Source organism: Paenactinomyces guangxiensis (assembly GCF_016055185.1).
Taxonomy (GTDB): domain Bacteria; phylum Bacillota; class Bacilli; order Thermoactinomycetales; family Thermoactinomycetaceae; genus Paenactinomyces; species Paenactinomyces guangxiensis.
In genome coordinates, this window is sequence record NZ_JAECVR010000002.1 from 86,910 (window position 1) to 100,185 (window position 13,276).

The 13,276-nt window shown below is 42.4% G+C and carries 10 protein-coding genes and 2 pseudogenes; 7 read left to right on the plus strand and 5 right to left on the minus strand.

Annotation, left to right across the window (positions count from 1 at the left end):
• Nucleotides 1–610 precede the first annotated feature (610 nt).
• A complete protein-coding gene (gene fmdA / locus I8U27_RS03695; protein ID WP_181750664.1) occupies nucleotides 611–1,789 on the plus strand; it encodes a formamidase in 1,179 nt (392 codons plus the stop codon).
• Nucleotides 1,790–1,892: 103 nt separating this feature from the next.
• Nucleotides 1,893–2,162 carry an FmdB family zinc ribbon protein gene (locus I8U27_RS21260; protein WP_181750665.1) on the plus strand — a complete coding sequence of 90 codons (270 nt, stop codon included), beginning with the start codon at nucleotides 1,893–1,895 and terminating at the stop codon, nucleotides 2,160–2,162.
• Nucleotides 2,163–2,422: 260 nt separating this feature from the next.
• Here I8U27_RS21260 and I8U27_RS03705 read toward each other — a convergent pair whose 3' ends face one another.
• Both I8U27_RS03705 and I8U27_RS03710 read right to left on the minus strand, forming a co-directional pair.
• On the minus strand, nucleotides 2,423–2,665 hold the full coding sequence (locus I8U27_RS03705; RefSeq protein WP_181750666.1) for a thermonuclease family protein: 243 nt from the start codon (nucleotides 2,663–2,665) through the stop codon (nucleotides 2,423–2,425).
• A 519-nt stretch (nucleotides 2,666–3,184) separates the two neighbouring features.
• The gene (locus tag I8U27_RS03710; protein WP_181750667.1) at nucleotides 3,185–4,795 is read right to left on the minus strand and encodes a protein kinase domain-containing protein; all 1,611 of its coding nucleotides are present in this window, start codon (nucleotides 4,793–4,795) and stop codon (nucleotides 3,185–3,187) included.
• 694 nt (nucleotides 4,796–5,489) lie between these two features.
• On the opposite strand from I8U27_RS03710, the gene I8U27_RS03715 reads away from it, so the two are divergent.
• Nucleotides 5,490–5,672 carry a hypothetical protein gene (locus I8U27_RS03715; RefSeq protein ID WP_181750668.1) on the plus strand — a complete coding sequence of 61 codons (183 nt, stop codon included), beginning with the start codon at nucleotides 5,490–5,492 and terminating at the stop codon, nucleotides 5,670–5,672.
• Between the two features lie 826 nt (nucleotides 5,673–6,498).
• Here the strand turns inward: I8U27_RS03715 and I8U27_RS03720 are convergent.
• A pseudogene (locus I8U27_RS03720) lies at nucleotides 6,499–7,858 on the minus strand (glycoside-pentoside-hexuronide (GPH):cation symporter).
• Nucleotides 7,859–7,883: 25 nt separating this feature from the next.
• On the minus strand, nucleotides 7,884–9,827 hold the full coding sequence (locus tag I8U27_RS03725; protein WP_181750669.1) for a glycoside hydrolase family 127 protein: 1,944 nt from the start codon (nucleotides 9,825–9,827) through the stop codon (nucleotides 7,884–7,886).
• Between the two features lie 208 nt (nucleotides 9,828–10,035).
• Here I8U27_RS03725 and I8U27_RS03730 point away from each other — a divergent pair, with 208 nt between their 5' ends.
• On the plus strand, nucleotides 10,036–10,905 hold the full coding sequence (locus tag I8U27_RS03730; protein WP_181750670.1) for a helix-turn-helix transcriptional regulator: 870 nt from the start codon (nucleotides 10,036–10,038) through the stop codon (nucleotides 10,903–10,905).
• Nucleotides 10,906–10,972: 67 nt separating this feature from the next.
• Here I8U27_RS03730 and I8U27_RS03735 read toward each other — a convergent pair whose 3' ends face one another.
• Entirely contained in the window at nucleotides 10,973–11,173 is a 201-nt protein-coding gene (locus I8U27_RS03735; RefSeq protein WP_181750671.1) for a hypothetical protein, read from the minus strand.
• Between the two features lie 448 nt (nucleotides 11,174–11,621).
• Here I8U27_RS03735 and I8U27_RS03740 point away from each other — a divergent pair, with 448 nt between their 5' ends.
• The 3 genes and pseudogenes from I8U27_RS03740 to I8U27_RS20485 form a co-directional block, all read left to right on the plus strand.
• Nucleotides 11,622–11,849, plus strand: coding sequence for a hypothetical protein (locus I8U27_RS03740; RefSeq protein WP_181750672.1), 228 nt, complete (start codon nucleotides 11,622–11,624; stop codon nucleotides 11,847–11,849).
• A 135-nt stretch (nucleotides 11,850–11,984) separates the two neighbouring features.
• On the plus strand, nucleotides 11,985–12,488 hold the full coding sequence (locus I8U27_RS03745; RefSeq protein ID WP_181750673.1) for a Fic family protein: 504 nt from the start codon (nucleotides 11,985–11,987) through the stop codon (nucleotides 12,486–12,488).
• A gap of 153 nt (nucleotides 12,489–12,641) precedes the next feature.
• Nucleotides 12,642–13,015: pseudogene (locus I8U27_RS20485) on the plus strand (transposase); the annotation flags it as partial.
• Nucleotides 13,016–13,276: the final 261 nt, after the last annotated feature.

Genomic DNA, 13,276 nt, shown 5'->3' on the forward strand with positions numbered 1-13,276 from the left:
TTAAAACATTTCTTTGGAAACAAACAGGTCAGTTAAACCTTCGGATTCGGGGGTATAACTGAATAATAAAGTCATCTGGCTTTTTGGACTTTACGGACCTCCGATCGATCGCTTTCTCAAGTCTTGTTCTTGAGGAGGCGATTTTTTCTTTTTCCTCATTCCCGGTGAATTTCCTTCTCTAAGTGTTCGATCTGTTAATTTGAGGTTGGCAGCTACACTTTCTTTCTGCTCTATCCAGGTAGCGTGCAATATCGATTTCACGGTCCAAAATTGTCTCTCAATAGAGTGAAACATCCCCTTCAAATAGGTTCATAACTCGAGCACAATAGGAAATAGGAAAATTTGTACAATGAGTTTCCTCCATCAGCCAGTACCCTGGTTCTGATGAAAGAATTCCTATATGTTTCAAAGCTTTTACTACCTTCTCAATACGTAGTTCGAGGCTATCAAGAGTAAGCCCTCCAGTTTTTTAAAAATCATAATGAATAAATCATTTCTTTGGAGGAGATATTTGAATATGAGATGATCAAAGAAATAGCTTGCATGCTCTGATGGCATCCATTTGTTGAAAACAAAAAATATAAGACATTATTTTAAGGAGGAACTGTCAGTGCCTGATGTGCTGTTTCACGTTGACTTGAACAAACCCATGGATGAGCAAGAAATTCCCGGACACAATCGCTGGCATCCCGATATCCCGGCCGTCATTTCAGTCAATCCGGGGACGGAATTCCGGGTGGAGTGTAAAGACTGGACGGATGGGCAAATAAAAAACAATAACGATCCCTCTGACGTTCGCAATGTTAATTTAAATCGTGTACACGTGTTGAGTGGACCGATTTGGATAAACGGCACGGAACCGGGCGATTTGCTTGTTGTGGACATCCTCGATATAGGTCCCTTCCCCAATTCGGAATGGGGTTTTAATGGGATTTTTGCAAGAGAAAATGGCGGAGGTTTTCTGACAGAACACTATCCGGAAGCAGCAAAATCAATTTGGGACTTCCATGGTATTTATGCAACCTCTCGCCATATTCCTGGTGTTAAGTTCGCTGGCATTCCACATACCGGGCTAATTGGCACTGCTCCTTCCCAAACTCTGCTTGACAAGTGGAATAAACGAGAAAAGGAGCTTGTATCAAAAGATCCTGACCGTGTCCCTGGATTAGCTAATTTGCCTACTCCGGATAGTGCAGTGCTTGGCTCTTTAAAGGGAGCTGAATTTGATCGGGTTGCCCGGGAAGCGGCACGAACCATTCCGCCGCGCGAGCACGGTGGAAACTGCGACATAAAAAATCTCTCCAAGGGATCGCGGATTTACTTCCCTGTGTTTGTTGAGGGTGCCAAGCTTTCTTTAGGAGACCTTCATTTTTCGCAGGGGGATGGAGAGATTACCTTCTGCGGTGCTATTGAGATGGCCGGATGGGTTGATCTTCATGTTGATGTAATCAAGGGCGGCATGGCAAAGTACAACATCATCGATAACCCCGTGTTTAAACCAGGTCCGGTTGAACCCCAGTACTCGGACTATCTTGTTTTTGAGGGTATTTCTGTTGATGAGACAACTGGCGAACAGCATTACCTTGACGCTCACATCGCTTACCGCCGTGCCTGCCTGAATGCTATTGAATATCTTAAGATAATGGGTTTTACCGGCGAACAGGCCTACATGCTGTTAGGTACTGCCCCTGTTGAAGGACGAATCAGTAGTATTGTTGATGTTCCTAATGCTTGCTGTACAATTTGGATTCCAACTGCAATCTTTGACAGAGATATTCTCCCCAGATAACCTGTTAGAGATTCCAAAAGAAAAATAGTACAAAAAAAGCGGGATACAATCTTATCTTCTGTCTCATTGATCTACAATCAACAGACCGGAAAGGGTTGATGATGTGCCAGAGTATGAATTTCGATGTGAAGAATGCGGACCATTTGTACAGTGGATAAGTATGAAAAGCATTACGGAAACAATAATCTGTCCAACCTGTGAGAATGAAGCAAATCGAATATACTCGCCGCCCGGTGTTATTTTGACGTCTTGCACATTGCGCAGGCGGGTGAAACAAAGTGTTATACCGAAGGTTGTACAGCGGGAGAAGGCGAACGGTCAGCATTACGGCCATCGGCATAGGACAAACCGCCCTTGGATGGTGGGACATTAACCGCCATCTGGATCACCTTCTGCGGGTTCACTTCCAATCCTCAAAGTGGGGTCATTCGAAACGTTACTGGATACAGGGTATTGCGGATTATGAATCACTTTCAGGACTCCGACACTGAGTGAGGCACTGGCTAAGATCATTCATGTTCCGATCAACCCCGAGGTGAGAGGTTCCACCCAGGAAGCTGATTGACTATCGGTGCCTGAACGGATGGCGCAAGTAACCCAGATGACTCGCACATCGCCTGCTCGACTTCTTCTTCAATCCCCAATAAGATCTGATAACCGGTGTAGCCGAAGACCTGCCAACCACGATTTCCGTCTGCATACACATAAGCCATATCCTTTCATATTGATCCCGCTTCTCCACATCAGATTCCAAGGATATCGACTGGCTTCGGTTAACATCTTTTTCATAAAAGCGGAGGCTTCCTTGCCAAGGGGCTGTTCGCCCAGCTCAGGGTGCTTCGTCTCCGGCGTTTCAATTAACCAAAACCGCACCATTATTCATAAAATGGATAACAAATCTGCTTTTCATCCAACATTGCATTACTTAGACCGAATTCTTGTCCGATGGACAGTACGAAAATTTAAACGACTCAAAGGACAACGCCAACGAGCAAGACAATGGCTTCGTCATATTTCCGAAAAAGAGCCATACTTGTTTACTATTGGCGATTTCTGAAGGTAACGGCTGAACGATAGAAGCCGGATGAGCCGAAGGGCTTATGTCCGGATCTGTGAGAGCATAGGAGTGAGATTCCCCTGTACTACTCTAAGAGGACGGGGGTTAGCCGCCCCCTCCTACTCGATTATCGATTTTAATGTGACGACTGTTCCTTCCTTGTCACAAACATTCCGGTTTTCAAGATTTTATTTATTCCGAGCGTTTTTCCTTACCTAAAAGGGGATCTGAACAAAGCGGGCTTTCATCTCCTCAATCCATTTTGGAGATGAAAGCCCGTAATTTCCCAAAAATAAATCCTAACTGCTCTACAAAATGTACGAGGCTGGGAAAATGCTTTATAATGGCTTGCTGGATAACGTTTGTACTTTGCCGATCGAATGAACTTTGTAGCCCTTTTCCGTTTTTATAATGATGTAGGGGGTTTTAAAGGTTTTATACTTGTCGTCTTTATCTTTAAAATAGATGTTGAATCCTTCGAAAGTAACGATTTTATACTTGTTGTCCCCTTGACTTTCAATCTGGGTCACTTTGGTTACGATATGCTTTTCCCGCGTTCCCTTCGCATGCAGATCCAGCAGATACTCCTTTTGTCCAGAATAATGTGGGCCATCAGGATCCAGCATATCAGACACGATGCTGAAATCGCCTTGGTTGAGCGCCTTTACGGATCGCTTGTGGTACTCGGTCATAAAATCTTCGACTTCTTCTTTTATCTTATCCTGATCCTTTAGAACATCCCCATCTTTTTGATTTTTCTTGTCCTTCTCTTTATCGTTAGAAACCATACTTCCGGTATCTGGAGAATTCGGTTGCTGCTGGTTCTGCCCCCCTCCAAGGGTCGATGAAGGGATGACATCTGTAGATGGTGCCGAGTCAGCGCTGGCTCCGTTGTAAATCATGAATGTAACGATCCCGAGAAAGGCTAGAGACAGGAATAAGGCAGCCATTCTCCATTTTACTTTCCCCTTTGATGGTCGTGGGTTTTGTGCTGTGTCCAGGTTAAGATGGTATCTGTTGCTGACAGCAGGAGCAGAATGAGATGGCGGCGAAGCTGTATTACGCTCATGCGGCAGCTGGAAAGTAAGATTCATTGGAGGCGTCTGTTGCTCGACCGTGCTCGCAGCAACTGGTTGAAAGGCTTCCAGAACTGCTTCCTTCATCTCCCAAGCCGTTTGATAACGATCTTCCGACTGCTTCGCCAATGCTTTTAAGATGATGTTAGAGAATGCATCGGGGAGCGCGGGATTGACCGTTTGCGGATGCGGGGCGGGTTCCATCACATGCTTCAGCGCCAGGGCCACATTTTCATCCGCCTGAAAGGGTAGGGTTCCGGTGGCCATCTCAAATAATACGATCCCCAGCGAATAAAGGTCAGATTGAAAAGAAATTTCTTTCCCCAATGCTTGCTCCGGGGAAAAATATTGTACACTCCCCATCAGGGTGCCTGTTTGAGTTAGTTGCGAGGTGGCGGTGGTCAAACGGGACAATCCAAAATCCGTAATTTTGATGCGGCCATCTGAAGAAACCATGATATTTTGCGGCTTAATATCCCGGTGGATAATGTCGTTATCATGGGCATGAGCCAAGCCGTCTAAGATTTGTGCGGCAATGGAAGCCGTTTCTTCCACTGTAAATGGCGCCCGTTTCAAAATCATCTCTTTTAATGTTTGCCCCTGGATAAACTCCATGACCATATAATCGATGCCATTTTCGATTCCTACGTCAAATACCTGGACAACATGAGGATGGGAAAGCTTCGCTATTGATTTTGCTTCTCGCATAAAGCGCTTCACATATCCTTCGTCCGTCTGCATCGAGTCATTCATCACTTTAACGGCCACGGGACGTTGTAACAGTTGGTCAACCGCTTTATATACTCTTCCCATTCCGCCGCTTCCTAACTGCTCTTCAATCCGGTATCTTTGTCCCAATTGTCTTCCGAGCACGTAAATCACCTATCTTTTTATATGTATCCTAATACATAATTGCTTAAAAAATAAAAAGATCGCACTTCCCTATTTTAAAATAACTGGGCTGTAGATTCTACCAAAATAAGTATCCGCTTGGCGAAAGATATTTGTATATTTTATCAGACACTTAGCAAACGGGTTCGCGCAGGTTGAAAAATCAGAAGATGAATAGAGAATATGAAATGGATGTATAAGACCCTAATTGAATTTTACATGGATGCTTGTTGAAAGAAAATCGCAGGGCCTGTATGGCAAGCACACCGTCTTCGGTCCGAAGGGTCGAAATCCCGACACCCGCTAGGAATTGAAACTCGAAATAACAGAATTGATCACGTTAAATGGAGCGAGTTTTGATAGTACCTATGAGGAATTGAACTCTCCGCCGATCCAATACAGACAAGGAAGACCAGGTTTAGATAGAAATCTATAAAAGAGATGCAAAAATGAGCAACCCTGAAATGGGTCACTCATTTATGTTGCAAACGAACTGTATTTTTTCTGGTTATATGCAGAGTTGATACATATTAACAAAACCACTGATTTACTTGCTTGTTATTCATTCACGTTCCCTCTCATTTCTCCGGTGCCTTTCACTCATAATCAAGGGGTCACAGGTTCGAGTCCTGTCTCTAGCAATAGACAAACTCTTGGGAAACCGGAAGGTTTAGTGATGTGTGAAGAAAATAGGCCAATTAATTTGGTGATTGAGCTGGGCGATCGCAAATATCTTAAAGAGCAAAAAGAGCATCATTGCCGGCAAGATGCTTGTATGCGCCAGGTTGGCTGGAAAGTATGCCCTTTACTTACCAGGACGCGAAAAAACACAAAGCAAAAACTGTTGAGAAAATCTTAGATTACACATATAAGCTGGACAACAACGAAAGAAGAGGGTCGCTCCTCATTCGACACAGAAGCCACATTAAGCTCCCAGTACTAATTCAGTAATCTTACCCTCGCACTCGAGTTCGTTTCATGTATTTTGCAGGTATCATTTGCCGGAGCACCTGCTAGACAATCCAGATCTGGGGCTGGAGGAGCAAACATCATCAGCATTTATCCCACATATCAAAATCAATTCCATCAGAAGATTTTTGAAATAACTAGCCCTAGATAATGTTAAGATTGACCTTGATTGTCTATTTTAGTTTATCAGTTACACCTGTCTGGTAATAATCATAATGTTGGACTAACCTTCAGATTTCCGTCTCGAGACGGGCAGCCTTACCTTAAGCTAATGGCTACTGCTACCTTCACTATTCGGGACTTTCGCTCTATAGACTACGCCTATGCCGGGCGGACAAACAAAAACACAGGGAACAAACCCTGTGTTATCTCTTTCCTCACTTGCTTACAAAAAAGCCATCATCTTTTTGATCACTTCGACCACTTCCACATTGTCCAGAGAAAATCGATTCCCAGTTCGTGAAAGACAATGATTTGCTTCATCGTTGCCATCGTTTGTTGCTATCTCCCGGCCCTGTAAATACGGGCATGCCTGGGTCATTAGCGGCAGAAACCTTAGTCTCGACAGGTAGACATATTATGATTAGAAATCCTATTAACACTAACACTACTAAATTTTTAAAACCTCTTTTCAGATAGAACATGTTATACCTCCTCTTAAATAGCTTGTCACTTCTTTTATGTGCATGATGTCATTTCTCATTAAGCATAATAATTTACATACTCATCGCGTTTGCTTCATTCCTTGCGTTTAGTTCGAGTCGAATCTTTGGTTCGTTTCGTTCAAATTTCTTGTAAAATAGCATGGGGATGATACCAATCAAGAAGATTATGATTGGAAGCCAAATAAAACTAAATTGTATGCCAAATAATGCTGAGTCCGTTTGGATTTTGCCTGCTTCATATCCAAATGCCCCCATTACCCATGCGGGTAATAAACCGCCAATCCCGCTGCCGGCTTTTAAACAAAATGCACTGCCAACCGCGGTTAGGAAGCCGCTGGCACGGACGCCGTTTTTCCATTCACCATAGTCGACAGCGTCCGACAACATGGCAAACGGCATCGAACATGCAAAGCCGGAACCAAGTGCACCGATAATCCACCCAGTAATGATGAGTGTCAATTGTCCATTAGCTAGCAAAATTACTAATTGTCCCAATGCAGCTAAAATGAAACCGAGAATCATGACGGAATTTTTGCTAAACTTTTTCACTATGAATGGAATTAAAACCATTGAAATAAGTTGAATCGAAGTTAATCCGTTAATTAAAGGGACTAAATTTTTACTGTTAAGATTGTATTGCAAATAATATACAACTGTTGATGAACGAATGTTTAATCCAATCCAGTAACAAAGATTCGCTAAAGCGATTAAGAACCAAGGCCAATTTCGCTTCATTGCAACAAAGCTTTTACGAAGCGGAATCGATTGTCGTTTTGTCGTTGAAACTTCATGTAGGTCTAAAAACGCAATGATGAACATGATTACAGCTACAATTGCGAACAATAACACCGTTAAAGAGAAGCCTTTTTGATCATTTCCTCCTCCCAATAAACTAACCAATGGCAATGTAAAGGTCGTGGCAATAAAGAAGCCGACATTTCCACCTACCATTCGGAACGAATTTAGGACGACCCGCTCTTCTGAACGGTTTGTCATATTTGAAAGAATAGATGTAATGGGTGTGCTTATTCCTGTATATAAGATCCCTGCAAGAATATACGTAACGGCAGCATAAATGATTTTTCCCGTCGTACCGAAGTTTGGCGTTGTAAACGTCAGCACCATAAAAACACCAAAAGGAACGCACAACCAAAGGAAATAGGGTCTACTTTGGCCGTACTTCGACTTTGTATGGTCGATTAAAATCCCCCCATATCGGTGCATCAATCGCATCAATAAAACGAGTAACAAACAGTAACGTCCCGGCAACTCCGATGGACAGTCCGAAAACGTCGGTATAGAAATACAACAAATAGCTGGAAATGATACAATAAAGTAAATTACCTGCCGTATCTGTCAAAGAATAGCTTATTTTGCGGTGGAAAGGAATAGATGGATTCATTTCGTTCATTTTTATTTACCTCTCTCTCTTTAAGTTAGCCCTCATAGATCCAAACTCTCATTTCGCCTTTGATCCGATTACACCAAGCGTAATAGGGTATGGCTTTAATGGGTTGGGGCGTTTTTTGCGATTCAGTCGTTGTATATAAGTCTTTAGTCGGTTGTAATTTATAACCATTTGTACGTAAAGTAACCACGCCATTTAATACGTCCTTTTCCCAAGTTGTTTCGATGATTGAGTCTTTTGGAATACGCAATGCAGCCAGATTCGGACCGTTATCCACTTCCTCGATACAATAAACGATTGGACCACGCTGTAAAGCAATTTGACTTTGATTTTTTGCGACGAGCGGATTACTCCTTACTTTTTCTACAGGCATCGCTAATTCGAGTAAAATTCGATCACCTGCTTGCCATGTCCGGTCTACGATTATATAACCGTTGACCAATCGTTCAGATTCATACGGTTTTTGATTTATGAAAAGCTTCCAATTTTTGCACCAGCCAGGAATCCTTAAGCCTAATTTGAACGACGTAGGGTTCGGGACGTCAATGATCATATCAATCGTTCCTTGCCATGGATATTGATGTTGTTGTTTAATTTGAATGGGTTTGTCCTTTAGTTTTGTTTTCATTTCACTCGCAATATATAGATGGGTAAAAATGCTCTCCCCGGAATACGTGTAGATATGATCTTCAATAGAAGCGATCATCCTGGCTAAGTTAGGCGGGCAGCAAGCACAGAAAAACCATTTTTGCCGCTCATCTTTTATATGCTCCTGGTCTTTGCGGTCAGATTGGTGACGATTGATTTCCAACGGATTAACATAGAAGAAGCGTTTCCCAGTAAGATCCATTCCACTTATTGTCCCGTTATAAATGGTCCGTTCAAGCACATCTGCATAGCTACGATTCGCCTCAAGACGAAGCATCCGATTCGCCCAAAAAGCCAATCCGACCGATGCGCACGTTTCGCAATACATCGAGTCGTTTGGCAAATCATACGCTGAGGTGAACGCTTCACCATTAGCAGCTGATCCAATTCCTCCGGTTATATACATTTTTTTTGTTGTAACATCTTCCCATAATCGCTCACACGTTTCCTTTAACGTATGATCCTTCGTTTTGGCAGCTAAATCAGCCATGGCGATATATAAGTACATCGCTCGAACCGCATGCCCTACTGCTTCTGTTTGTTCACGGACTGGTTTATGTGCTTGCTGGTACTCATAACCTAATCCGAAGTTCATGTTTTCATCCGAATTCCAAGTCATCGCTGTGTCAATATGTTTGCGGCGAATCCGTTCTTCCTCGAAATAAATAGGCTCAACACCGCGCTGTTCAATGAAGTATTGTGCTAATTTTAAATAACGCTGATTTTGTGTTACATCGAATAACTTGATCAACGCTAACTCAATTTCTTCATGTCCTGGATACCCTTTTAACTTTTCCGGTTCTCGTCCAAATGTTTGGTCAATTAAGTTAACGAGTTTCTCCACTATATTTAGAAATAATGTCTTTCCGGTGGCTTCAAAATAGGCGACAGCCGCTTCAATAAAATGACCTGCACAATATAACTCATGATTATCTCTTAAGTTGGTCCAACGGTTTTGCGGTTCCTTCAGCATATAATAGGTATTCAAATATCCATCATCGGCCTGGGCTCTAGCTAATAACGCAATGAGTTCATCTGCTTTTTGTTCAAGCTCAGGATTAGGATTATTTCTCAAACAATACGAAACGGTTTCCAACCATTTCGCAACATCACTGTCTTGGAAAACGGTTCCGTAGTATTCACCAGTTGATTCACCCGCTGCAATCCTAAAATTCTCAATCGCATGGCTAGGTTCAGCGTCTGGTAATTCATCATTTAATGCTTTCCATTGGTATGGAATTACTTCTTCTTCAACAATCTTTTTGTACTTGATCCAAAAATGATCCATGATCTTTACGTTTTTTACTTGTTGATAAACATCCATTACAAGCTTTTCCTCCCTGAGTATGTCTCTGTTTTTTAACACTACATAAGGAAACGTTTCCATATGATCGTATAAAGATTTTGACGCTTAGAAACCTATATTTTGTTTATTATTTCACTAATCTTCTATTATTATATTCTGAAAAGGGTAGACTATTTTACCCAATACTTCTGTTTTTTCACACATGTAAAAAGGAGATGTGATTTCATTGGGGGAAATTACGTTGTCTTTTTTAGCACCACCATTTCCATATTTTATTGAGGGGAATATAACGCGTTATAATAAGGGGCAATCACATCCTAATCGATATAATCTCGGGTACTTTGATGTCATTATGATTAAAGAAGGAGTACTTTATCTTGGCGAGGAAAATGAGGAATGGGAACTGGTTCCGGGTGATGTATTTATTTTGGAACCTCATAAGCATCACTATCCGCTCGAAGATTGCAAAGATAGAACATCTTTCTATTGGCTTCATTTCCAAACGAAACATTATTGGTGTGCACAAGCAGCACCTTCCGACATTCGCTCAGACACATCTGTGCCAACGCTGCATTTTTATTCCGATTTTTATACGATTCATTTACCGAAGTGGCAACATTTGCCCAACACCGAGGAATTATTTGTTAAAATGGATTACTTGCTTCACTCGACAACGAAACAACGCTCCATTTCTTTTTGGGAAACACAGCAAAGTTTTCTACAAATTTTACAAATGCTTGAGTTTCGGCGAAATTATCATGACAGCGGTGTACAACTAGCTGAACAAGTTGAAATTTATTTGAAAAAACATTATCGTAACCCCATTACCAATCAAGAGTTATCAAGGCATTTTCATGTTCATGAAAATTATTTAGCACGCTGTATGAAAAAAGCATTTCAATGTACACCATTGAAGTATTTATCGATGTACCGACTTCATCAAGCACGGTCATTGCTCCTTAAAACAGATTCTCCAGTCAGTCAAATTGCCGATGAAACAGGCTTTTCGAACCTTAAATATTTTTCTACTTGTTTTAAAAAAGAATTCGGACTGTCACCTTCGCAATATCGCAAGAAGTATCGTCATATGGAATAATAATTGTACTGACTATATAGAAGGGAAGGCCGAAGATTTAAAAAGCTTGATGTTTGATATAAAAATCTCAAAAGCAATAAAAAAAGGTGAATAAGGGAGTATGACTCTCATAATCGGGGCTGCGTATATCAAGGAGCAGACATACATCAATCATGGCCAATTCCATCACCATATCCCGCGGGTACCAGCATGCACACTCTTCCGCTATCCGCTCCAGAACTGCGGCTGCCAGTGTCCGCTTGGTCATATACAAAAACGAACTTTTCACTCGGCCGCGGCAGCTGTTTTCTCCCCAAAAATCCGAACAAAAAAATGTGGCCAGACATTTGCCAGTGTCTCAGTTCCGAATATTCGATTTTCCGGGCCTGTGATTCCGGACGCCAGCCTTCTGCCACCGGCGGCCCTTCAGACGGTAGTGGACATGGAGCCGGTCACATACGCTTTTCAGGGTGGCCACTTGTTTTTCGCTCAAGGCCCGGACCTTGGGAGCCGTAGTCCCCAGCTCCTTCACCCCTTTCATGGGATTCCCCTGGAAAAAGAGTGGGGACCTGGCCATGAACCCATCGGCAAAAGCCGGACAACCCGGCCATGTAATTGTTCACGCTCTTTCTGGCTAGCGGTTCCACCTTGCCCGTGCGCCGGTTGGGAACCCCAACATCAAGCAAGTGTTGTTGCCAGGAGGCTACATCCCGGGGGAGCAGGGTGGAAATTTTGTCATGGCCGTAGCGATCACGGTAGAATTCTACAAAGCGTCCGAGTTGGAGCCGGACCTTGGTCACCGAGCTTTCCGACCGGACACCGACTATGACTTGGCTCTTAATGGTTTACTATTGGAATCCCTTTTCATTGAAAAATGGGATAAGGACCAGTTAGAAAAGTTTCGTCAATCGGCTGCGAAACAAATAGAAAAGCGTTTGGCCAAAGTGCGGCCGGCATATAGGTAGTTCTGTGGCCACAGACCATTAAAAGAACCGTTTATCCAGTTGCCTTTTGGGACAATATTGAAAGCGTAATATATTGTTTTTTATACTGCAAATATTCACAATAGGGTAGAAGGCACAACTACTGGAGGAACCCATATGAGAAAAATCGATACCATTAAACAGCAAATTGATAGATTGGATATCATTCCAGATCAAGCACGGGAGGAATACGCGGAGCATATTGCCTTACCTTGGACGACCAGTGTGAACAATTTGATTTATAATTTCGTAACCGCTAGACAAGCCTTTAGTATCATACAGGGTGAGGTGATACCTGATAAGGATTTAAGAGAGCACTTTCGAGTGAGGGATTTTCACCGGGCAAGCCATGAGGTTTTAGCGATTGTTCAACACCAAGAACCCATGTCTGATACGCATATCGCCAGGGTTCATCGAACCCTGATGTGGAATTTAGATATTGCTGAAGCGGGGGAAATTGATCCGAGAATCCATGACCTCATCGACCGGGTGAATCAGGAGGATTCGTATCACCCTGTAGATCAAGCAGCAATCTTGTATGGGGAACTATGGAAGAGTGTTACTATTGCCGAGTCTGCTATGATGGCCAATTTATTAGTGGTATTATCCCCTCAAGGTTGACTGTGTGAAAAAAGCCCATCTGGTAAAATGGACACACAGACAACCGGAGGGGATTTTTTATGGCTATTAAGGGTCAAAAATTTCGTAATTATACACTTGAATTCAAATTGAAGGCAGTTCGACTTTATCTGGAGGAAGAACTTAGTTACCAATCTGTCGCAACGGAATGATCTGTCATTGGTCATGAAAACATTGGAGAAAGCATGTGATAACAGAGAAGTGGTGAAAAACCCTGATTCATTCAGATCAAGGTTTCCAGTACACTTCCCGGCAGTATAGCAAGAAACTCGAGCAACTAGGAATGGTTGGGAGCCATTCGCGTAAAGGGAACTGCCTAGATAAGTGCTTGTATCGAATCGTTCTTTTCCCATCTTAAGTCGGAGATGTTGTCCCTTCAATGTCCGGAAACCCTTGATGAGTTGCATCGAGCTATTGATCAGTACATTACGTTCTATAACCATGAACGCTCCCAAAAGCGACTTGGCGATCGGTCCCCGGTCGAATACCGGGAAGCGATCGACGCATAAATACTTGGGCTTTATTTACATAGTCTACTTTACAGGGTTAATACCATAATAGCTTTTTTACTTCCTGATTCATAGTGGGCACACTCGGTTTCCCAGGAGCAGTTAATAGTTCTCGGAATTTCAAAATGTTTATTTGAGTGAAGTAACATCCTCTAATTAAAAAAGTGTTGATTTTTAGTTAATTGAAACGTAAGATATAATTAATAAACATAATAACGTTTCTATAAAAGATAACTATGTAATGATGTTTTTGCTTTCTTT